The organism is Stenotrophomonas sp. CS3K5 (assembly GCF_059515225.1).
On sequence record NZ_JCAKRX010000011.1, the window covers coordinates 47,894 to 69,644 of the forward strand.

Sequence of the window (21,751 nt, forward strand, 5' to 3'; positions counted from 1 at the left end):
TCCTGCGGAAAGGGAGCTGACCCCGGTCGGCGTACCGGTCATTCGCGCTTGCGCGACTCCAGCAGGTCCAGGTTGCGGATCAGGCGCCGCGAGATCTCATCGGAGATCACCCCGCGCCGGGTCAGCCGGAACAGTTCCTCGCGCTCGGCATTGAGGCCGGCGCTGCGCAGCTGGCGGTAACCCATTTCCATGCGCCGCACCTTCTCCGGGTCCACGTCGGGCCCCTCGCTGTCGCGCTCCAGGTGGCGCTGGTAGAGCAGGCTCACCCGCGAGGCGGCGTCGTTGTACAGCTGCACGTTCTCGGTGTTCTGGTTCATCACCAGCTGCTGGCGCATGCGCTCGACCCCGGCCAGCGCGGCCTTCGACGACAGCCGGCGCGCCAGGTCCTCTTCCTTGCGTTCGCCCGAATCGGCCGGCAGCTGCAGGCCCTTCAGCAGCTGCGGCAGCGCGATGCTGGCGCCCAGCAGCGAGAACAGGATCACCGAGGCCGCCAGGAAGATCACCAGGTCGCGCGCCGGGAAGGCACTGCCGTCGGGCAGGAACAGCGGCAGGGTCAACACACCGGCCAGGGTGATCGCACCACGCACGCCGGCCACCGAGGTCGCCACCACGATGCGCCAGTTCGGCGCTTCGCCGCGCTCCAGGCCACGCCGCCGTGCACGCAGCAGGTTCCAGCGCAGCGACAGCCACACCCACAGCAGGCGCAGGGTGATCAGCGCCAGGTTGATCACCACCACGTACACCAGCAGCCACCACGCGCTCTGGTGGCCGCTTTCGTTCATGGTGGTGGTGGCACGTTCGACGATGCCCGGCAGCTGCTCGCCCAGCAGTACGAACATGATGCCGTTGAAGCTGAACTGCAGCATGTTCCAGACCCCGGCGCGCTGCACGCGCATGCTGCCGGAGACGCGGCCGGTCAGCTCCACGTAGCTCATCGCGATGCCGGCGGCGACCGCGGCGAGGATGCCCGAGGCATGGATTTCTTCGGCCAGCAGATAGGCCGCGAACGGAATGAGCAGGTTGACCAGCATCGCCGCGCCCGGCTCCTCGCCGAAGCGGCGCCACAGCCAGCGCTGGAAGGTGGACACGCCGAGGGTGACCGCCACGCCCACCGCCAGGCCGGCCACCGCCACCCACACGAAGGTCAGCGAGGCGGTGGCCAGCGAGAAGGTGCCGGTCATCACCGCGGCCACCGCGAAGCGGAAGCAGACCAGGCCGGATGCATCGTTGAGCAGCGATTCGCCTTCCAGGATGTGCATCAGGCGCTTGGGGATCGGTGCCTTGGACGCGATCGCACCGACCGCCACCGGGTCGGTGGGCGAGACGATCGCCGCCAGCGCGAAGCACACCGCCAGCGGCATCACCGGAATCAGCCAGTGGATCAGGAAGCCCGCACCGATCACGGTGAACACCACCAGGCCAAACGCCAGCTCGAGGATCGCACCCTTGTCGCGGAACAGGCCCTGTTTGGGAATGCGCCAGCCATCGAGGAACAGCAGCGGCGGCAGGAACAGCAGGAAGAACACCTCCGGCTCCAGCGCGTGGCCACGGTTGAATACCCCGGCAATCACCGCGCCCAGACCGATCTGCACCAGTGGCAGCGGTAACGAGAACGGCAGGACGCGAACCAGGTAGCCGCTGGCAACAACGGCCACCAGCATCGCCAGGACGACTTCGATGGTATGCATGCTTCTTCCAGGAAGCGGCGCGCGGGGAGAGGCTCGAAGGCCAGCGCCGGAAACCCGGGAAAAACTACCACACGCGGCCGCACCCGCGACAACGGGCGCGGCCGTGCGTCAGCCCCGGCTCATGCCCCGTCGAAGCGGTACATATCCATGGCCAGGAAGCCGGCATCGATGCCGGCATCGATGCGACGTGCACCGAAGCCGCCCTCGCCCGCTGCGCCCATCGCGAAGAACAGCGGCAGCAGGTGCTCGTCGGTTGGATGCGCGCGCTCGGCGAACGGCGCCTGCCGGCGATAGTCGAACAGGGCCTGGCGGTCATCGGCGGCCAGGCGCTGTTCCACCCACTCGATGAAGGGCCGCACGTACGGTGCTTCCCTGCCATCCTGGTAGTCGCCCCAGTCGTGCAGGTTGTGGGTGATGCTGCCCGAACCGACCAGCAGCACGCCCTGCTCGCGCAGCGGCGCCAGTGCCCGGCCCAGCGCGAACTGGTGCTCGGGGCCGAGCAGTGGCTGGATCGACACCGGCACTACCGGGATATCGGCCTGCGGGCGCAGCAGGCGCAGCGGCACCCACGCGCCGTGGTCGAGGCCGCGCTGCGGGTCGAGCGCCACCGGCAGGCCGGCGGAAGCGATGCGGCCGGCCACCTCTTCGGCCAGCGCCGGATCACCCGGCGCCGGGTACTGCAGTTCAAACAGCGCGCGCGGGAAGCCGCCGAAGTCGTGGATGGTGGGCGGCTGCGAATGCGCGCCGACCCGCGGCTGCCGGCCCAGCCAGTGCGCCGAGGCCATCACGATGGCACGCGGGGTCGGCAGGTCGCGCGCCAGCTCGGCCAGGCGCACGCCGACCTGGCCTGGATGCAGGGCGGTCATCGGCGAACCATGCGAGATGTACAGCGAAGGCAGACGGGACATGGAATTCTCCAGTTGCAGGATCAGGCGGCGATCAGCGCGAACGCAGGGTCCACTTGCCATCACCGACCAGGAACAGCACCACCAGCGCCAGTGCCCAGAAGGCCGGATATTCCCAACCACCGCCGGCGTTGGCGAAGCTGAAGCCATTGGCGCCGTGCACGGTAACGATGGTGCCCAGCAGCAGCGGCACGCCGGCCAGGCCGACCCAGCGCGCATAGATGCCCAGCAGCAGCGCAGCGGTGATGGCCAGCTCCACGCCGATGGTGAGGTAGCCGAGTACGCCGGGCAGGCCGATCGACTCGAAGAACGCGGCGGTTCCGGCCGGGGTGAAGACCAGCAGCTTGGTCAGCGCGTGCACCAGGAAAAGCACGCCCAGGGCCAGGCGCAGCAGGGTGGCGCCATACGGGGCCAGCGAAGAAACAGGAGCAGTCGTGGTGTGCATGGGGAAGCACCTCGGAAGGAATGGGCACAGGTTATTGCTCCTTCACCGGCCGATAAATACGATCGTTTGACCGTATTTATTTCAAAAGGCGCAACAATGGACACCCTCGAGGCGATGCGCGTGTTCGTGACGGTGGTCGAGCGCAACGGCTTCAGCGCCGCCGCCCAGGCCCTGGACATGTCCACCGCCGGCGTTACCCGCCAGGTGGCCGCGCTGGAAAAGCGCCTGTCCACCCGCCTGCTCCACCGCACCACGCGCCGGGTCAGCCCGACCAGTGCCGGCGCGGCCTACTACGCCCAGTGCGTGCGCCTGCTGGCCGAGTTCGACGCGCTGGAGGCCAGTATCGGCGCGCAGGCGCTGGAGCCCTCCGGCACCCTGCGCATCAATGCACCGGTCAGCTGGGGCATCGCCCGGATGGGGCCATTGCTGGCCGGCTACCGCCAGCGCTTTCCGCAGGTGGAACTGGATCTGGCGCTGTCCGACCGGCTGGTGGACATGGTCGAGGAAGGTTACGACGTGGCCATCCGCATCACCCGCGAGCCGAGCCCGGCGTTGATCGCGCGCCGTCTGGGCGAATCCCGGGTGAGCCTGTGTGCCGCGCCGTCGTACCTGGCCGCCCACGGCACCCCGCAGGTCCCGCAGGACCTGCAAGCGCACGCCTGCCTGGGCTACAGCTACTGGTCGGCCGGCGATCACTGGCCGCTGCAGGGACCGGGCGGCGAAGTGAAAGTGGCGGTGCGCAGCCTGCTGCACGCCAACAACGGCGATGTGCTGCGCGAGGCGGCGATTGCCGGCATGGGGGTGATCCTGCAACCGGATTTCCTGTTGCACGATGCACTGGCCGATGGCCGGCTGGTGCGCATCCTGCCCGAATGGGAAGCCGCGCCGATCGGCATCTTCGCCGTCTATACCAGCCGCAGCCACCTGGCACCGAAGGTGCGCAGTTTCATCGACCACCTGGTGGAGGTGGGGGTGTAGCCGGGCCTGGCGTCTGCCGGCCAGCGGCCGGCAAATACGAAACCCGATCAGGCGGGGACTTCATCCAGCGCGTCGATGATCCGTTCCAGCGGTGCCGGCCGTCCCAGCAGGTAGCCCTGCACCTGGTCGCAGCCGTGCGCAGCCAGCCAGTCCAGCTGCCCCGGCGTCTCCACGCCCTCGGCGATGATGGTCAGCCCCATGCTGTGACCCAGCGACAGCAGCGCGCGGCAGATCGAGGCGTTGCGCGGATTGGTTTCCACGTCGGCGACGAAGCTGCGGTCGATCTTCAGGATGTCCAGTGGCAGGTGCTGCAGGTAGGACATGCTGGAATAACCGGTGCCGAAATCATCCAGCGACACGCTGATGCCCTGCTCGTGCAGGCGCTGCATGGTCTGCATCGCCTGCGCCGGCTTGCGCATCAGGCTGCTCTCGGTCAGTTCAACATGCAGCGCACCACGGGCCAGGCCGAACTCCTGCTGGACGCGGGTGAACTCGGCCACCAGATCGCTGTTGAAGAACTGCACGGCCGAGACATTGACTGCAATCGGCAGCTCGCCCCAACCGGCCTCGACCAGACGCCGCTGCGCCTTGGCCGCCGCGCGGATCACCCAGCGGCCCAGGGCCAGGATAAGGCCGGTGTCCTCACACAACGGGATGAACTCGTTGGGCGGAATGAAGCTGCCGTCGGCCTGTGGCCAGCGCAGCAGTGCTTCCAGCGCCGCCGGGCTGCCGTCGCCGGCATGCCGGATCGGCTGGAAGTACAGCTGGAACTCGTTGTCGATGGCCGCATGGATACGTCCGGCCAGGCGCAGGCGGTCGGCCAGCCGTGTGGTCACCGCGGCATCGAACCACACCACCACGTTGCCCTCGGCGCGCGCCGCATGCGCCGCCTGCGCGGCCATGCCGATCACCTGTTCGGCGCTGTGGCCATCACCGGCCACATGCACGGCCACGCCCACGCGCGGCTCGAACTGGTGCAGCGAATCCTTGCCGCGCATCGGTGCCGACACGATCTGCAGCAGGTCGTCGAGCACGCGCTGGGTATCGTGCTCGGCGGCGATGGCGAACACGAAGTCCTCGGCCGGCTGGAACGCCAGCGTGCCGCAGCGGGCACCCAGCCCACCGAGCCGGGTCGCCATCGACTGCAGCACGGCATCCCCGATCTCGCGCCCCAGGGTATCGGCCACCAGCTGCAGGCCGCGCAGCTGCACGAAGGCGATGGTGTAGCCGACATCGCGCTCGTCCAGCTGCCCGGTCAGCGCGCGCACATTGAGCAGGCCGGTGGCCGGGTTGTGGCGCGCCTGGTAGGCCAGGTCGCGTTCGTAGGCCAGGCGTTCGCTGACGTCCTCGGCCAGCACCAGACAGGCCGGCTGGCCATCGAAATCGAGCTTGGACAGATGTGCGCGCACTTCAAACACGCTGCCGTCCTTGCGCCGATGCAGGCGTACCGTCGCGTCCTGCAGCTCGCCGACGCGGGCCCTGGCAATGGCGCCCTTCACCTCGTCCCAGCCTTCGCGCGGGCGGATGTCGAGAATGCTCATCGCCAGGAATTCCTCGCGGCTGTAGCCGTACTGCCGCACCGCAGCGTCGTTGACTTCGATGAAGCGCAGCGTGTCCGGATCGAATACCCAGAACGGCGCCGGGTTGCGGTCGAACAACAGGCGGAAACGGCGTTCGACCTGGCTCATCTGTTCGCGCGCCTGGTAGCGCTCGCTCAGGTCGGTCAGCGCGCCGATCATGCGCCGCTCGCTGTCGGCCACCTCCACGCGCTGGCCGCGCGCACCCACCCAGCGCACATCGCCTCCGGGCAGCACCAGGCGGAACACCTCATCCAGCACCGCACCACCGGCGAAGGCCTGGTCGAACGCCTGCTGCAGGCGCGCGGCGTCGTCGCGGTGCACGCGGGCGAAGAAGTCCGCCACCGGCAGCGCGTCGGTGTGCACGCCGAAGATTTCGCGCGCCAATGGCGACCAGCGCAGCAATGCCGCGTCTTCGTCCACGTACCAGGTGCAGACCCGCCCGACCTGGTGGGCCAGCCGCAGCTCGGCATGGCCGGCCTTAAGTTCCTCGGCCATCGACTGCTGGCGGCGCGTGGTGCGGCGCACCGCATACAGCAGCACCAGCAACACCAGCACGTAGGCCAGCACGATCGCCACCGACGCCTGCAGGTACGGCCACCACGGTGCCAGCACGTCCTCGTCGGCCAACCCCACCTGCACCGCCAGCGGGCTGCGGTCGAGCGTGCTGATGGTGGTGATGCGCGGCACGCCATCCACCACGCCGGCCAGGCTGCCCAGTTCGACCACGGACTGCTGGCCCAGCAGGTCACGTCGCGGAAGATCGTAACGGCGGCCGACCGTGCCATGCGGATCGGGCACACGGGCCAGCATGTAGCCTTCGGCATCGCTGATCGAAACCAGCCCGTTCGGGCCCACATCCAGCCCACCGGCAATGCGCTGCAGTTCGGCACAGCGCAGCCGCGCCAGCAGCCAGCGCTCACCGCTCATCGGCAAGGCCAGCGGCACCACCCAGCCGCCGTCGCTGGCCCGCAGCGGCGGGCCGATGTACAGCGCGCTGCCCAGGCCGCGTCGCTGCGGGTCGGTCCACAGCGGCAGCTGCAGGTCGCCGCTGCCGGCGGTCAGTGCGCGCCCATGGCGGTCGAGCACCACGATGCTGTGCAGCTCGGCGTGGCGGCGCAGCACGCCACCGATGGCGGCATCGAGCAAGGCCGGTGCCTGCGCCGGCACGCTGCGGAACAGCTCGCCGGCATCGCCGGCAATGCCGGTCATCGCCCGCTCCAGATTGCGCAGTTCCAGCGCCAGCAGGCGTTCGCTGCCCACCGCCAGCGCACGGCTCTGCCGCTGCGCGGCTTCCAGGCGGCGGTGGTGGTCGTTGACCAGCATCGTGGTCAACCCGGCCACCAGCAGCACCCCCAGCAGCACGCCGCCCCAGGTGATGGCGCGCAGGGGTCGGGCCAACGCCCGTTTCAACGCGGGCATCGGTTGGGTGTCCTTGTGCAGTCGGCTGGCTTCATGCGCGAACGAATCCTCCACATCCCCGACCTCAACGGCCGGCGGACGCCATTCTTGACGCCTGACCCTGCCCCGCATGGTCACCTCCCCGTGTCCGCGCAGGGCGCCAGCGGCCAGCATGCACCACACCGATGACGGCGTGAAGATCACGCCCGCCCGTTCAGCCAGATGCTGCACAGCACAGCCGGCACGCAGGAGCGGCCAGCCGCCCCGCGGCGGATTAGACTTGGTGTTTTCCCGCTGCAAGAGAAGTCCATGTCCAAGCTGCGCCGTCCCACCCTGGCGCTGGCCATCGTTGCCAGCCTGTCCCTGGCCGCCTGCGACCGCCCGGCCGATCCGGCAGCCGGCACCGCCGCGCCGGCCGATGCCACCCCTGCGGCCGCCAAGCCGATGCTGGGCAGCTTCGGCTTCGATGCCAGCGGCATGGACCGCAGCATCGCCGCCGGTGACGACTTCTTCGGCTTCGCCAACGGCACCTGGGTGAAGAACACCGAGATCCCGGCCGACCGCTCGCGCTTCGGCAGTTTCAATGTCATCGCCGAGAAGACCCTGGCCGACACCCGCGCCATCCTCGAAGGCGCCGCCGGCAACCCCCAGGCCAGCGGTGACGACAAGTTGATCGGCGACTACTACGCCGCCTATATGGACGAAGCCGGCATCGAGCAGCACGGCGTCGCGCCGGTGCAGCCGCAGCTGAAGGCGATCGATGCCATCGCCGACAAGGCTGGCCTGGCCCGTGCCCTCGGCGGCGACGTGCGCGCCGACGTCGACCTGCTCAACGCAACCAACTTCTACACCGACCGCCTGTTCGGCCTGTGGGTGTCGGTGGACCTGCTGCAGCCGGACCGCAACGCGCCCTACCTGGTGCAGGGCGGCCTGGGCATGCCCGACCGCGACTTCTACCTCGGTGACGGCCGCATGGCCGAGCTGCGCAAGCAGTACCAGGCCTACATCGCGCAGATGCTGCAGCTGGCCGGTGTGGCCGACCCGGCCGGCAAGGCGCAGCGCATCCTCGCACTCGAAACGAAGATCGCGCAGGCGCACGCCACCCAGGAAGAAACCAACGACGTGACCAAGGGTGCCAACCCGTGGACCCAGGCCGATTTCAGCGCCAAGGCGCCGGGCATGGACTGGGCTGCGTTCCTGGAGGCGGCCAAGCTGGGCCAGCAGCAGGACTTCATCGTGTGGCAGCCCAAGGCCGTGGCCGGCCTGTCCAGGCTGGTGGCCACCGAGCCGCTGGAGGTGTGGAAGGACTACCTGGCATTCCACGCGCTGGACCGCGCCGCCGCCTACCTGCCGAAGAAGTTCGCCGATGCCCGCTTCGCCTTCCACGGCACCGCCCTGAGCGGCACGCCGCAGCAGAGCGACCGCTGGAAGCGCGCGGTGGACGATGCCAACCATGCAGTCGGCGAGGCCATCGGCAAGCGCTACGTCGAGAAGCACTTCGACGCCAAGACCAAGGAGCGCGCTGACGAGATGGCGAAGAACATCATCGCCGCCTTCGCCAAGCGCATCGATGCACTGTCGTGGATGTCGCCGCAGACCAAGGCGCATGCCAAGGCGAAGGTGGCTGGCCTGACCGTGGGCATGGGCTACCCGGAGAAGTGGCGCGACTACACCGGCCTGGAGATCCGCCGCGATGACGCGCTGGGCAATGCACAGCGTGCCGAACGCTTCGAATACGAGCGCAACATCGCCAAGCTGGGCAAGCCGGTCGACCACAGCGAGTGGGCGATGCTGCCGCAGACCATCAATGCGATGAACGTGCCGCTGGAAAACCGACTGGTGTTCCCGGCCGCGATCCTGCAGCCGCCGTTCTTCGACGGCGCTGCCGACGATGCGGTGAACTACGGTGCGATCGGCGCGGTGATCGGCCATGAGATCAGCCACGGCTTCGACAACGCCGGTGCGCTGTTCGACGAAACCGGCAAACTGCACAACTGGTGGACCGCCGAGGACCTGAAGCAGTTCAACGCCGCCGGCGACGCGCTGGCCGCGCAGTTCAGCAGCTACGAGCCGTTCCCGGGCGTGCATGTGAACGGCAGGCTGACCCTGGGCGAGAACATCGCCGACGTGGCCGGCCTGGGCACCGCCTACGACGCCTACCAGCTGTCGCTGCAGGGCAAGCCGGGCCAGACCCTGGAAGGCTTCACCCCGGACCAGCGCTTCTTCCTCGGCTTCGCCCAGGCCTGGCGCAGCAAGAGCCGCGAGCAGGCGCTGCGCAACTCGCTGCTGACCGATGTGCACGCACCGGGCCAGTTCCGCGCACTGACCGTGCGCAACATCGACGCCTGGTACCCGGCGTTCGAAGTGAAGGAAGGCCAGAAGCTGTACCTGGCCCCGGACAAGCGGGTCAAGGTGTGGTGATGTAACCGGAACGGGCGCCGCAAGGCGCCCGTTTCATTTGGGGACAGGCGCCGACCTTGGTTGGCGCTTCTGCGGCACCGCGCGAAATGCGTGCCGACCAGGGTCGGCATCTACCAACGCACGTCGGGCCAACCGCGCAGGATCTCCACCGGCACGCCCATGCGCGCGCAGGCGCGGCTGGCCAGGCCATCAGGCAGCGCGCGACGGAACAGCGGTGCCATGCCCTGCATCAGTTTCGCCGACGCTGCGGCTTGCGCACGCTGGCGGCCCGTGCGTTCCAGCATGGCCTCGGCCCAGTCCGGCAGCAGTGCCGCGCCGGCGCCGAGGAACACCTCGCGCGACAGCCCCGGCACAGGTACCGGCAAGCGCACGCCGGACAACACCTCCAGCACTTCGCGCGAGCGCCCATCCACCCGCAGCTGCGGTTGCCGCGCGCAGAAATACGCCGCCACTTCCGCTTCGCTGCGCGGCACATCCACCGCGCCCAGTGCTTCAGCCACGCGGCGATACTCGTCGTAGTAGCAGTCGGCGATGGGCTCCGGCACCTCACGCCCATAGCGGCGGAAGCCCTGCAGGAAGCCAAACGCTTCGGTCACGTGCACCCAGGTCAGCAACTGCGGATCATCGGCGGCGTATGGCTCGCCCTGTGCGGTCTGGCCGCGGATCTGCGCATGGATGCGGCGCACCTTGCTCACCAGCGCCTCGACCTCGCCGCGCGGCGCATAGCTGGTGCCGGCGACGAACGCGGTGGTGCGGCGCAGCCGACCCACCAGGTCCTGGCGGAAATTGGAGTGGTCGTAGACGCCTGCCAGCGCGCGCGGGTGCAGGGTCTGCAGCATCAGCGCGCACAACCCGCCGGCCAGCATCGAGGGGAATTCGGCATGCAGCCGCCAGGTCACGCTGTCCGGGCCGAACCAGCCTGGGTCGCCCAGCGGATGGTCGTAATCGATGCCGCTCTGGCCACGCGGGAAGGCCTCCAGCACCCAGCGCCGGATCGGCGCGGTGACGGGGCGGGACAGTCGCTGCAGCAGAGCGGGCATCACAGGTCCAGAAACGGCGGAAGTAGGTCCACGCCTTGCGCGGTCGGCCCCGATTCTGGGCGATCACGACGCCGGCGGCGAGCCTCCGCACTCAGCCACGGTTTCATGTGCGGCCGCAGCACGTTTCACCCTGCGACATCCTGTCGCAGGCTGCGGCCCCGATGCTGCGCCGCATCAATCTTCACCCATTCAGACAAAACCCTTGCCCCGCTTGGCATTGCGCCCATTGCACCGCTCGCTGGAAGTGCTAGAACTGAACCCGCCACACCGTCAAATGCTGATCGACGCACGTTCCACAAGGAGCCAGCCATGATTGCTTTGTTCAAGGGTTTGGGAATTCTGCTTCGCGACAACGAGCTCTACAGCAGCCCGTTCGACAAACAGGTCGCGCACTGGCGCAATCTCAGCGAGCAGCAGATCCGCGATGAAGTAGCGGTGATGGCACAGGCCAAGTGCCAATGGCTGATCGCCTCGATCGTCGGCTGGCAGGCAGCATCGCTGCTGATCCTGGGCCTGATCGCCAACTACCTGTGGCGCGACGACTTCCATATCACCTTCACCCGTGTGGTGATCGTGTTCGGCTCATGGGTATCGATCCTGTTCGTGATCTGGTTCATGGCCAACATGTTCGACCGCACGGCCGGTTTCGAGCGCTGGATGAAGGCGTTCAACAGCCGCGCCCGCATCAGCTCCAAGGCCGACAGTGTCGAACACGTGGCCGAGGCGCTGGACCTGGCCGAGCACTACCCGGAAGTGCTGGATTACAAGCAGGCGGTCACCGCCAAGCGCGAACTGCGCCACGAGGACATCCGCATCATGACCGAGATCGGGCGCATGAAGCAGCACTCCGAACTGGTCGGCCGCTTGAACCATGTCGGTGAGAACGAGCATCACCACGACCTGACGTTGCAGCCTGCCTACTGACCCTTCGGGAAAGCGGGGGGATCCACAATGCCACCGTGCGCGATCACGGTGGCATTGTTCTTTCAGCCGCCGGCGTGGATCACATGCCGCGGAACAGGCTCATGAACGGCTGGCTGACCACCAGCGTCTCGGCACGCTCGCGCAGACGCAGCACGCCGCGCCCGGTATCGTCGCGGCTCACCGCGGCCACCGCCTTCATGTTGACGATGGTCGAGCGGTGGATCTGGCGGAAGTGCTGCGGGTCGAGCACGTCCAGCAGCTCACGCAGCGGCGTGCGCAGCAGGCTCTCGCCTGCGGCGGTGACCACCGTGGTGTACTTGTTGTCGGCGCGGAAGTAGGCCACGTCTTCCAGCATGATCAGCTGTGTCTCGCGGCCATTGCTGGCGGTAATCCAAGCCAGCGGCGGGCGTTCGGCCGCGCCCTGCGCCGGGCCCAGCCGCTGCAGCAGGCGTTCCAGCACCGCATCGTCCTGGCGCGTCGATGGCAGCCGCGACAGGATGCGTTCGCGGGTGGCCAGCAGGCGCTCGTCGCTGACCGGCTTGAGCAGGTAATCCATCGCGCCCTGCTCGAACGCATCGATGGCGTACTGGTCGTAGGCGGTCACGAACACCACCTGCGTGCGCGGGCTCAGCTCGGACAGCGAACGCGCTACTTCGATGCCACTGATGCCAGGCATGCGGATATCGAGGAAGGCGATGTCCGGTTGCTTCTCGGCCAGCTGCTCCAGCGCGCTGGCGCCATCCTCGCATTCGGCCACCACCTTCAGTTCCGGCCACAGCCGGCGCAGCTGTTCCAGCAATGACTGCCGCAGCAGTTCTTCGTCTTCGGCGATCAGGGCTTCAAGCGGCATGGCTGCGCTCCTTGTGCGACTGCGGCAGGGTCATGGTCGCGGCCACGCCGCTGGGGAAATTGGCGACGATCGCCACGCCGGCCTGCTCGCCGCAGGTCAGGCGCAGGCGCTCGCGCAGGTTCTTCAGGCCGATGCCGGTGCCGCTGGTGCCCTGGCCGAAACCGAGGCCATCATCGGCCACGGTCACGGTTACGTGGTCCTCGAAACCACGCGCCAGGATCCAGATCGTGCCACCGCCCGGCTTCGGCTCCAGGCCGTGCTTGATCGCGTTCTCCACCAGCGTCTGCAGCGCCATCGCCGGCAGGTGCACGCCATGCAGTTCGTTGGGCACCTGCACCTCCACCGCCAGGCGTGCGCCCATGCGGATGCGCAGGATCTCCAGGTAGGCGCGGGTGCGATCCAGCTCCACGCCCAGCGTCGACACCGATTCATCCACCTGCGGCAACGAACTGCGCAGGTACTGGATCAGGTGCCCGAGCATCTGTTCGGCGCGCGCCGGATCGGTGCGGGTCAACACCTGCGCGTTGGCCAGGGTGTTGTACAGGAAGTGCGGCTCCACCTGCGCATGCAGCAGGTTCAAGCGCGCCACCGACAGCTCCTTTTCCACCTGGGTCTGTTCGGCGGCCGCCTGCTCGTCGCGACGCTGGTCGGCCACGCGCCGGCTGATCGCGCGGGTGACCGCTTCGGCGTTCTCAAAGTTGCTGCCCTCGTCCAGCGCCAGCAGGTCGGCCCACCAGCCGGCATCGGGTTCAAACAGCAGGGTGACGGTGCTGGTGCCCTGCGCTGGGGTGACCGTGGCCAGCACGCTGTTGCGCTTGATCGCCAGCCGCGCCGGCAGGTTCCAGCGCGAGGGCTGGCGGCCGTTCCAGAGATCGACCCGGCGCACGTAGGCGCGCACCTGCAGGCTGCCGGCCGAGCTTTCCACCTCTTCCACACGCGGCAGTTCGGCGATGGCCGCTTCCACCACCGCGTAGGCGTGGCCGGCATCCATCGGCAGTTCCACCTGCCGGCGCTGGCGCCCGGACAGGGTGGTCGCATCCAGTCGTCCGGCCACCAGCCAGACCCGGCGGATGTGGGTGATCGCGCTGCCCAGCGCCGAGATCATCAGGAACATCGCCAGCAGGCCGAACACCCAGCCCGGGCCATCGTTCATGCCGCTGAAGATGCCGCTCCAGACCATGCCGGCAACAACCAGCGCGGCGGCCCAGGCCAGCAGGTGGCGAATCAGGAGAGAGAGGCTGGCGAACACGGCAGCGCCTTGGAGGAAGGGGGTGAGCCGAGCATAGGGCGGCCCGCCGGGCAAACAAGCGGGTTGCGACGAAGGGCCGGAAAGCGGGGATGGAAGCCTTCAGTGCAACGCCGGGCATGGCCCGGCGCTACCAGGGCTGGCGGGGCAGCGCGCCCCGCATTCCCTTACCTGCGCTGGTCGGCGCTGGCGTCACGCACGGCGCGGAACGACTCGTCCTTGCTCCAGTTCGGCCAGGCACGGGAATTGGCCAGCTGGTTGCCCAGCGTGTACAGCACCTCCAGGTCGCGGGCGGCACCGGCAAACACCCAGTCCGGCTGCCATTCGTCGCCCTGCTGGTGGTAACGCTTGGCGGTGTAGTCCTCCGAGGCCTTCTTGCCGGCGGCCACGCCACCGTCCACCCAGTCCTGGCCGGCCGACCACGACAGCGCCGGCACGCCGCGCTTGGCGAACGGGAAGTGATCGGAGCGGAAGAACAGGCCCGCTTCCGGCTTCGGGTCGGGGGTGTAGCGGATGTCCCACCCCTTGGCCACGTCCTTCAACTGGTCCAACAGCTCGAAGCGCGCAGCACCGTAGATGCCGAAATCGCGCGACGGACCGAACGGCGCCATGCCATCCATGTTGATCACCGCCACGGTTTTTTCCAGCGGGTACAGCGGATGGGTGGCGTAGTACTCCGAACCCAGCAGGCCCTTCTCTTCGGCGGTGACCGCCAGGAACAGCAGCGAGCGCTCCGGGCGCTTGGCCTTGGCAAAGCCACGTGCCAGCTCGATCAGCGAGGCGGTGCCGCTGGCGTTGTCCAGCGCGCCATTGAAGATGCGGTCGCCGCGTGCATCCGGTTCACCCACGCCGATGTGGTCCCAGTGCGCGCTGTAGATGATCGTCTCATCCGGATGGCGGCTGCCTTCCAGGCGTGCGGCCACGTTGTGCGAGGTGATCACTTCGGTCTTCACCGCGTACTTCGCATCCAGGCTGGCGCCGGTCAGCGCCACCGGGGTGAAGTCGCGCTGCTGCGCCTTCTTCTTCAGCGCCTCGAAGTCCTGCCCGGCCGAGCGGAACAGCTCCACCGCCAGGTCACGCTGGATCCAGCCTTCCAGCAGCGGATGGCTGCCGGCCGGGTTGTCGCGCACCACGTCGAACATGGTGTTGGTGTTGGAGCCGGCCACGGTGGCCCAGCCGTACGATGCCGGCGCGGTCTCGTGCACGATCAGCACGCCCAGCGCGCCCTGGCGGGCGCCTTCCTCGTACTTGTAGGTCCAACGACCGTAGTAGGTCATGCCCTTGCCGTCGAAGTCACCCTGGCCGGTCTCGAAGTCCGGATCGTTGATCAGCACCACGGCGATCTTGCCCTTCAGGTCCACGCCCTTGAAGTCATCCCAGTTGCGCTCCGGCGCCTTCACGCCGTAGCCGAGGAATACCAGCGGTGCCTTGCTGATGTCGACGTTGCTGGCGCCGTTCATCGCCGCGCGCACGGCAATCTGCTTGCCCTGGTCAAGCGCAATGGTCTTGCCGCCCTGGTGCAGCGCCAGCTGCGGGGTGCCGACGATGTCGCCCTTGCGCAGCGGCACGGCCTGGGTCCACAGGCGCTTGCCGTCCTTCAGGTCCCCGCCCGGCTGCAGGCCAGCCGCGGCGAACTGCTTGCTGAGATAGGCAACGGTCTTCTCCTCGCCGGCGGTGGCCGGCGAGCGGCCTTCGTAGGCGTCAGAGGCCAGTTCCTTGACGTCGGCGGAGATCCGCGCGCCATCGAATTTCGGGGTGGCCGCCATCAGTGCGCTCGACACCGACAGGGCCAGCACGCCCAGTGCTACTCGCTTCATTGCTCTCTCCAGCAGGGAAATCCTTCCGGAGTGTAATGGGATTCGGAAAGAGGGGGTCATATCCCTCTCCCGACGGGAGAGGGATCTGACCCCAATGGTCATCCCGCTCCTTGCGCGCGCGACAGCAGGTGCTCGCGTTCGCGTGCGTTGGTGGTCAGCGCGGCGGCAGCGGTGAACGCCTGGCGGGCATCATCGGTTCGACCCAGCTGCTGCAGCAGTTCGCCCCGCACCACCTGCAACGGCGCGTAGTCCTGCAGCCGGGGCTCGACCAGCAACGGCTGCAACTGCGCCCATGCGGCGAAGGCGCCGTCGCTGCGCAGCACCGCCACCACCCGGTTCAGCGCCACCACCGGGGAGGGCTGCACCTGCAACAGCTGCGCATAGAGCGAGGCAATGCGTGGCCAGTCGGTATCCTCGGCACGGCGCGCGCCGGCATGGCAGGCCGCAATGCGGGCCTGCAGCACGTAGGGATCGTCATTGCCACCGGCCGCCAGCGCGCGTGCCAGCAGCTGCTGGCCGCGCTCGATCTGCAACCAGTCCCACCGGGCACGGTTCTGCTGGTCCAGCACCACCGCCGCGCCGCGGGCATCCACCCGCGCCGCCGCACGCGAGGCCTGCAGTTCCATCAACGCCAGCAGACCCAGCACCGGTGCCACCGGCATGCGGTAGGCCAGGATGCGCGCCAGCCGCAACGCTTCCTCGCACAGCGCCGGACGCATCCAGTCATCGCCGCTGCTGGCGGCATAGCCTTCGTTGAACACCAGATAGATCGCCTCCAGCACCGACCCCAGCCGCTCGGGCATCGCCTCGGCGCGTGGCACTTCATACGGCACCTGCTTCTGCGCCAGCGTGCGCTTGGCACGCACGATGCGCTGGGCAATGGTCGGCTCGGGTTGCAGGAACGCGCGGGCGATCTCCAGCGTGGTCAGCCCCCCCAGCAGGCGCAGGGTCAGCGCCACCCGCGCATCGGCGGGCAGCACCGGATGACAGGCCACGAACATCAGCCGCAGCAGATCGTCACCCAGGTCGTCTTCCAGCGCCTGGCTGTCATCCGGCGCCGGCAGCGCGGCCGGATGCAGTTCCTCGCCCCATTGCGCGTGCTGCTGCGCCACCCGCTGGTGCTGGCGCAGCACATCGATGGCACGGTTGCGCGCGGTGGTCATCAGCCAGGCTCCGGGATTGTCCGGGATGCCCTGCTCCGGCCAACGCTCCAGCGCGGCCAGCCAGGTGTCCTGGGCCAGCTCCTCGGCACGGCCGACATCGCCGCCGAGCAGCCGCGCCAGGCGCGCGATCAACACTGGCGACTCCATCCGCCAGAGGGTTTCCAGACGCTGCGTCAGTGCGGGCTCGAGCATGCGCCGATCACAGCACGCACGCCCGGCCTGCACAAGCGCCGCCGCTCACGCTTCAACGATCGGCTTGAAGCCGCCCCAGAACATGCGCCGGGTATCAAACGGCATGTCCTTGGGGCCCAGTGACGCCAGCCGCGGGTCGGCCATCACCTTCGCGTTGATGCGGTCGCGCGCGGCGCGCGAGCGGAACACCACGAAGGCCACGATCACCGTCTCGCCGGCCCTGGCCTTCACCGCACGCGGAAACGAGGTGGTCTTCCCCGGCTCCACATCGTCGGCCACGCACTCCATGTACTGCAGCGCGCCATGTTCCTTCCACACCGCGCCGGCCTTGCGGGCAAGGCGGCGGTAGGCCGCCACCTTGTCCTGCGGGCACGGCAGCACGTAAGCATCCACGTAAGCCATGAGGGTTCTCCCTGCGGCGGCGGTCAGCCCGGCTCGCCGTCCATGTGTGCAATTTCCCAGAGGTGCCCGTCCAGGTCCTGGAAGCCGCGCTGGTACATGAAGCCAAGGTCGCGCGCCGGCTGCGGTTCGCTGGCACCTGCGGCCAGGGCCTTGTCCACCAACACGTCAACGGCCTGGCGACTGGGCGCAGAAAGTGCATTGATCACTTCGGTGTGGGTGTGCGCATCGGCAATCGGCTTGTTGGTGAACTGCTGGAAAAAAGGCTGGGTCAGCAGCATCACGTAGATGCTCTCGCTGATGACCATGCCGGCCGCAACGTCATTGGTGTAGGTGGGATTGAAGCTGTAGCCCAGCGCGGTGAAAAACGCCTTGGATTTTTCCAGATCCTTCACGGGCAGGTTGACGAAGATCATCTGCGGTTGTGGTGCACTCATCGGTAACGCTCCTGGTGGATGGAAGACAGAGGGATCAGGGCTGCTTCATGCAGTTGACCATCCACGGCTTGCCGAAGCGGTCGATCAGCATGCCCCAGCGATGGGCCCAGAAGGTTTCCGCGATCGGCATCTGCACCTGGCCACCTTCGGCCAGTGCGGCGAATACGCGCTCGGCTTCCTCGATGCTGTCGACATCGACATTGATGGTGGTCGAGCCGCCCTCGCCACCGCCGGGGCCGTCGGCCGCCATCAGGATCGCGTTGCCGATCTCCAGCTGGCTGTGCGCCACGTGGTCCAGGGTTTCCGGCGGCATTTCATTGCAGCCCGGCGCGCCATCGGAGGGCGGCATGTCGCGGTACTTCATTTCCGAGGTGACCTGGCCGCCCAGTGCCTTGGCGTAGAACGCCATCGCATCGTGGGTCTGGCCGCTGAAGCCGAGGAAGGGAATCAGTTTCATCGCACTACTCCGTTGTGTGGTTCAGGTCGGTTGCACCGGGCCACGCCCGGCGGGGGAATCCGGGTCAATCCTGCAGCTGTGCACGCAGACGCTGTTCCTGCTGCTGTAAGTCGGCGGTGAAGGCTTCGCCGAAATCTTCCGGCGCGATCAGGGGACGCACTTCCAGCGTGCCGCCACTGCGGAACGGCGCACGGCTGGCCCATTCCACCGCCTCCTCCAGCGAGCGCACGTTCCACAGCCAGAAGCCGGCAATCTGCTGGTCGGCCGGGCCGAACGGGCCGGACTCGACCTTCGGCGCGCCGTGGCCGAAATGGATGCGGCGGCCGCGCTGGGTGGCGTGCAGGCCCTCACCGGCCAGCATGATGCCGGCGGCGACCAGCTGCTCGTTGAAGGCGCCCATTTCAGACAGGTCCTGTTCGCTGGGCATGCGGCCGGCTTCGGAGTCGGCGTTGGCCTTCACGATCACCATCACTTTCATTTCGGTCTCCCGTGGGGACGCGTGGTGCGTGCCCTTCACTGGGTACAACGAACCAGCGGGCCGGGAATCGACACGTCTGTTGGAATTTTTTTTCTTCCGCGGAAGGCGCGCCTTCGGCGGAGGTCGGCGAACGGCGGAGCCCCTCCGTGATGGGTTGGGTGGGTCGCTGAGAGCTCGGGTTCCTGTGGGTGGGCCGGGTGGGTAGGCGGGTCGGGGGACGCCGTAAACCCGTCCATGGGGGCTTGGCCGCGGCATCCATGCCGCGGACACCCCCGCCCCGCCTACCCATCCGGCCACGGACAGTTTCCTGCCTCCGATACGCACCACGGGAAGATCAAGAGAAAAGGCAAGAGCAACAGCAACAGCAATTGACTGGCGGCCCCGGCTTTGCGAGCGCAGCGACCCGCTTTTTTGCTCTTGTTGTTGATTTCCCGTGGTGGATCGGCCGCCGGAATCTGTCCGGGGCCGGGCGGGTGGGGTTGGCGGGGTATCCGCGCCATGGATGGCGCGGCTAAGCCCCCATGGACGGGTTCACGGCGTCCCCGCCAATCCCACCCGCCCGGCCCACCCGCAGGAAGCCCGCGTTCAGCGTCCCACCCACCCCACCACGGAGGGGCTCCGCCGTTCGCCGCCACCCGCCGAAGGCGCGCTTCCCGCGCTGCAACATGCCCGTGCGCAGACCTGCGCCATCATGGGCACCCGCCCCCGCCAGGACCGTGCCATGCAGCAGTACCTGCTCCTGATCTACATCGACCCCTCGCTGCTGCAGCGGTTGAGCAGCGACGAGTTCAACGCACTGATGCGCGACTGCCTGGCCCACGCCGACCAGCTGCAGGCCGAAGGCACCCTGCTGGCCGCGCAGAAACTGCAGCCGGTCGAAACCGCGCAGACCCTGCGCGTGCGCGATGGCCACAGCCGCGTGCTCGATGGACCGTTCGCCGAAACCCGCGAACTGCTGGCCGGCTTCAACCTGATCGTGGCCCGCGACCGCGACGAAGCCATGCGCATCGCCCGCCAGTTCCCCTGGGCACGCTTCGGCAGCATTGAAGTGCGGCCGCTGGAAGACATGGACGCCGAGCGCGAACGCTGTGGCGCCCCGGCCGCCGCTATGGCAGCAACCGCACTCTGATCTCGCGCGGGCCCACACCTTCGTTGCCGCTGTAATCGCGCACGCTGGCGCGCACGATGTACTCGCCCGGCGGTAGCGCCGCCGGCTGCCAGCGCCCGGTTTCCATCAGGCCGTCGCGCACGGTGTTGGTGGCCAGGTAACGGAAACGGGTCACCGCACTGCCATGCACGGTGATGCCGCTGTCCGGCGCATAGGCCACGCGCACCGCTTCCATCTGCGGCGGCATGCGGTTGAACACGATGTTCCAGCGCGGCTGCTCGTAGCCCCGCAAGGGCTGGCCGCCGGCATCGAGGATCTGGTAGCCCACCTGGTACATGCCCAGGCGACGGCGCGGCAGGTTGTTGTCGACCTGGTCCCAGGCTTCGACCACGATCTGCACGCCACGGCCCTGGCGCGCCAGCATCACCACGCCGTCGGCGCCGGCGGCCAGCGGCTGGTCGTTGTCGTCCAGCAGCGCCACATCGGTGATGCGTGGCGCGAAGTGATCGGCGTAGTTGTGGAAGCCCAGCGCCACCGCATTGGTCTCGAAGCCGCCGGTGCCCACCGCCAGGTGCACATGGGCCTGGTTGTTGATGCTGCCCAGCCGGTCGCCCACGTGGATGCGGGTGCCACGGCGCACGCGCATCCGCTCCAGCTTGCCCTGCTCGTCGTACAGCACCTGCCAGCGCGCGTCGAACGGTTCATCGCGCGGTGTGCGGCCAACCCGCATGTGGATGTACTTGAGGCGATCCACCGCCAGGCCCTCGGCCTGCCCGCCCAGGCTCCACGCCGCCACCGGGCTGCTGACCTTGCCCTCGGCGATGGCCAGCACGGTCTGGCCGACATCACCACGCACATCGAAGCCACCGTGCAGGTGATGGCGGCTCTCGCCCTTGAAGTTGCCGCGCACCTCGCCCAGCGTGCCGACCACTTCATGCCAGCCCTGCTGCGGCGCCAGCGGCCAGCGGCCACCGGTATCGGGCAGCGCGGCATCGGCGGCGGGGCCAACCAGCGCCGGCGCCGGCAGCTCGCCCACCGGCAACGGGCGCAGGCGGTGCAGGCGATAGGCCGCCGCGTCGGCCACCAGCACACTGCCATCGGCATCCACCGCCAGCCCGCTGGGGCGGGCCAGGCGCGGCAGGCGACCATTGCCGACCAGCGCGATCTGGTGGCCCTGCGGCGTCACCTGCACGATGCGGCCATCAAGATCGCCGACGTACAGCACACCGTCATGCGTGGTGGCCAGCGACAGCGGGCCATTGATCACACCGCCCGTACCCAGCACCGTGCTGACCGTGCCATCGGCGCCGACCCGGCGCACCGCGTTGTTGAACAGGTCGGCCACCAGCAACGCGCCCTGCGCATCGAAGGCCAGCGCCACCGGGGTATCGAAACGCGCCTCGGCACCGGTGCCATCAGCCAGCCCCGGGCGCTCACCGCCGGCCAGGGTGCGCACCGTGCCATCGGTGCCGATCACCCGGATGCGGTCGTTGTAGGTGTCGGCCACGAAGACCTGGCCCTGCGCATCCACCGCGATGCCCATCGGCGCATCGAAGCGCGCCTGCGCGGCAGGGCCATCGGTGTAGCCCTGCTCTCCGCCGGCCAGCGTGGTCACCTGGCCGTCGCTGCCGATGCGGCGGATCGCATGGTTGCCGGTGTCGGCCACGTACAGGTTGCCCTGCGCATCGGCGGCAATGCCCGAGGGCGTGTTGAAGCTCGCCTGCAACGCCGGGCCGTCGAGGCGTCCTTCGCCCTGCCCGGCCACGGTTTCGACGCGACCATCGGGCAGGCGGCGGCGGATGCGGTTGTTGTCGCCCGCATCGGTGAAATAGACGCTGCCATCGGCCGCGCGCAGCAGCGCATAAGGATCGGCGAAACGGGCCTGCGCCGACGCGCCATCGCGATCACCGGGATGGCCATCGCCGGCCAGCGTCTCGATCTGCGCGGTCCAGGCCAGCGGCGTCGGCAGCGGGCCTGCCGGTTCAGCGAGGGTATGCAGCGGCGTTTCCCACCACGTTGCAGCCAACGCCACCGCCGTTGCCAACGCCACACCTGCCGCCATCCATTGCCACCGTGCCATCGTGCCGTGCCGCCCTGCCTGCTGCCTGAAGAGGCACCGACAATAGACGCTGCGCGCGTGATGCGCCACGGTCGAGCGGGCGCTCAAGCATCAACGTTGCATCCATCGTGCTTGTCCTTGCCAGGCGCAGCGGGTTCAATGGGCT

18 protein-coding genes are annotated in these 21,751 nt (G+C 68.4%); 4 read left to right on the forward strand and 14 right to left on the reverse strand.

The genetic code is table 11. From position 1 onward, the window contains the following. Positions 1–38: 38 nt before the first annotated feature. From AC5YGJ_RS15770 to AC5YGJ_RS15780, 3 genes are all read right to left on the reverse strand, one after another. Complete coding sequence (locus AC5YGJ_RS15770; protein WP_057498198.1) at positions 39–1,688, reverse strand: Na+/H+ antiporter; 1,650 nt, start codon at positions 1,686–1,688, stop codon at positions 39–41. Between the two features lie 119 nt (positions 1,689–1,807). Then, positions 1,808–2,596: a dioxygenase family protein gene (locus tag AC5YGJ_RS15775; RefSeq protein ID WP_496187075.1), complete on the reverse strand. Its 789-nt coding sequence runs from the start codon at positions 2,594–2,596 to the stop codon at positions 1,808–1,810. A gap of 31 nt (positions 2,597–2,627) precedes the next feature. Further along, positions 2,628–3,038 (reverse strand): DoxX family protein, encoded by a 411-nt coding sequence (locus AC5YGJ_RS15780; protein ID WP_309336054.1) that lies wholly within the window; start codon positions 3,036–3,038, stop codon positions 2,628–2,630. A 96-nt stretch (positions 3,039–3,134) separates the two neighbouring features. Here AC5YGJ_RS15780 and AC5YGJ_RS15785 point away from each other — a divergent pair, with 96 nt between their 5' ends. Beyond that, positions 3,135–4,016 (forward strand): LysR family transcriptional regulator, encoded by an 882-nt coding sequence (locus tag AC5YGJ_RS15785; protein ID WP_496187076.1) that lies wholly within the window; start codon positions 3,135–3,137, stop codon positions 4,014–4,016. Between the two features lie 47 nt (positions 4,017–4,063). Here AC5YGJ_RS15785 and AC5YGJ_RS15790 read toward each other — a convergent pair whose 3' ends face one another. After that, a complete protein-coding gene (locus AC5YGJ_RS15790) occupies positions 4,064–7,126 on the reverse strand; it encodes a bifunctional diguanylate cyclase/phosphodiesterase (RefSeq protein WP_496187077.1) in 3,063 nt (1,020 codons plus the stop codon). A 177-nt stretch (positions 7,127–7,303) separates the two neighbouring features. Here AC5YGJ_RS15790 and AC5YGJ_RS15795 point away from each other — a divergent pair, with 177 nt between their 5' ends. Continuing rightward, positions 7,304–9,415, forward strand: a complete 2,112-nt coding sequence (locus AC5YGJ_RS15795; protein WP_496187078.1) for a M13 family metallopeptidase — start codon at positions 7,304–7,306, stop codon at positions 9,413–9,415. Positions 9,416–9,525: 110 nt separating this feature from the next. On the opposite strand, the gene AC5YGJ_RS15800 is transcribed toward AC5YGJ_RS15795, so the two are convergent. Continuing rightward, positions 9,526–10,455 (reverse strand): oxygenase MpaB family protein, encoded by a 930-nt coding sequence (locus AC5YGJ_RS15800; protein WP_309336048.1) that lies wholly within the window; start codon positions 10,453–10,455, stop codon positions 9,526–9,528. A gap of 309 nt (positions 10,456–10,764) precedes the next feature. On the opposite strand from AC5YGJ_RS15800, the gene AC5YGJ_RS15805 reads away from it, so the two are divergent. Continuing rightward, on the forward strand, positions 10,765–11,379 hold the full coding sequence (locus tag AC5YGJ_RS15805; RefSeq protein WP_249842064.1) for a hypothetical protein: 615 nt from the start codon (positions 10,765–10,767) through the stop codon (positions 11,377–11,379). 79 nt (positions 11,380–11,458) lie between these two features. On the opposite strand, the gene AC5YGJ_RS15810 is transcribed toward AC5YGJ_RS15805, so the two are convergent. From AC5YGJ_RS15810 to AC5YGJ_RS15845, 8 genes are all read right to left on the reverse strand, one after another. Continuing rightward, positions 11,459–12,229 (reverse strand): LytR/AlgR family response regulator transcription factor, encoded by a 771-nt coding sequence (locus AC5YGJ_RS15810; protein WP_309336045.1) that lies wholly within the window; start codon positions 12,227–12,229, stop codon positions 11,459–11,461. Then, the gene (locus AC5YGJ_RS15815; protein WP_496187079.1) at positions 12,219–13,478 is read right to left on the reverse strand and encodes a sensor histidine kinase; all 1,260 of its coding nucleotides are present in this window, start codon (positions 13,476–13,478) and stop codon (positions 12,219–12,221) included. The genes AC5YGJ_RS15810 and AC5YGJ_RS15815 overlap by 11 nt, the downstream gene beginning before the upstream one ends. A 164-nt stretch (positions 13,479–13,642) precedes the next feature. After that, positions 13,643–15,292: a M28 family metallopeptidase gene (locus AC5YGJ_RS15820; protein ID WP_496187080.1), complete on the reverse strand. Its 1,650-nt coding sequence runs from the start codon at positions 15,290–15,292 to the stop codon at positions 13,643–13,645. Positions 15,293–15,390: 98 nt separating this feature from the next. Next, positions 15,391–16,647, reverse strand: a complete 1,257-nt coding sequence (locus AC5YGJ_RS15825; protein WP_496187081.1) for an RNA polymerase sigma factor — start codon at positions 16,645–16,647, stop codon at positions 15,391–15,393. A 45-nt stretch (positions 16,648–16,692) separates the two neighbouring features. Beyond that, positions 16,693–17,049 (reverse strand): DUF1428 domain-containing protein, encoded by a 357-nt coding sequence (locus tag AC5YGJ_RS15830; RefSeq protein ID WP_496187082.1) that lies wholly within the window; start codon positions 17,047–17,049, stop codon positions 16,693–16,695. A gap of 23 nt (positions 17,050–17,072) precedes the next feature. Next, the gene (locus AC5YGJ_RS15835; protein WP_249842070.1) at positions 17,073–17,483 is read right to left on the reverse strand and encodes a VOC family protein; all 411 of its coding nucleotides are present in this window, start codon (positions 17,481–17,483) and stop codon (positions 17,073–17,075) included. A 34-nt stretch (positions 17,484–17,517) separates the two neighbouring features. Then, the gene (locus AC5YGJ_RS15840) at positions 17,518–17,940 is read right to left on the reverse strand and encodes a VOC family protein (protein ID WP_249842071.1); all 423 of its coding nucleotides are present in this window, start codon (positions 17,938–17,940) and stop codon (positions 17,518–17,520) included. A gap of 64 nt (positions 17,941–18,004) precedes the next feature. Continuing rightward, positions 18,005–18,418: a YciI family protein gene (locus tag AC5YGJ_RS15845; RefSeq protein ID WP_107232177.1), complete on the reverse strand. Its 414-nt coding sequence runs from the start codon at positions 18,416–18,418 to the stop codon at positions 18,005–18,007. A gap of 721 nt (positions 18,419–19,139) precedes the next feature. Between AC5YGJ_RS15845 and AC5YGJ_RS15850 the strand changes: the two genes are divergently transcribed. Beyond that, positions 19,140–19,547, forward strand: coding sequence for a YciI family protein (locus tag AC5YGJ_RS15850; RefSeq protein WP_496187147.1), 408 nt, complete (start codon positions 19,140–19,142; stop codon positions 19,545–19,547). On the opposite strand, the gene AC5YGJ_RS15855 is transcribed toward AC5YGJ_RS15850, so the two are convergent. Then, entirely contained in the window at positions 19,525–21,606 is a 2,082-nt protein-coding gene (locus tag AC5YGJ_RS15855) for an NHL repeat-containing protein (RefSeq protein WP_309336034.1), read from the reverse strand. The genes AC5YGJ_RS15850 and AC5YGJ_RS15855 overlap by 23 nt on opposite strands. Positions 21,607–21,751: the final 145 nt, after the last annotated feature.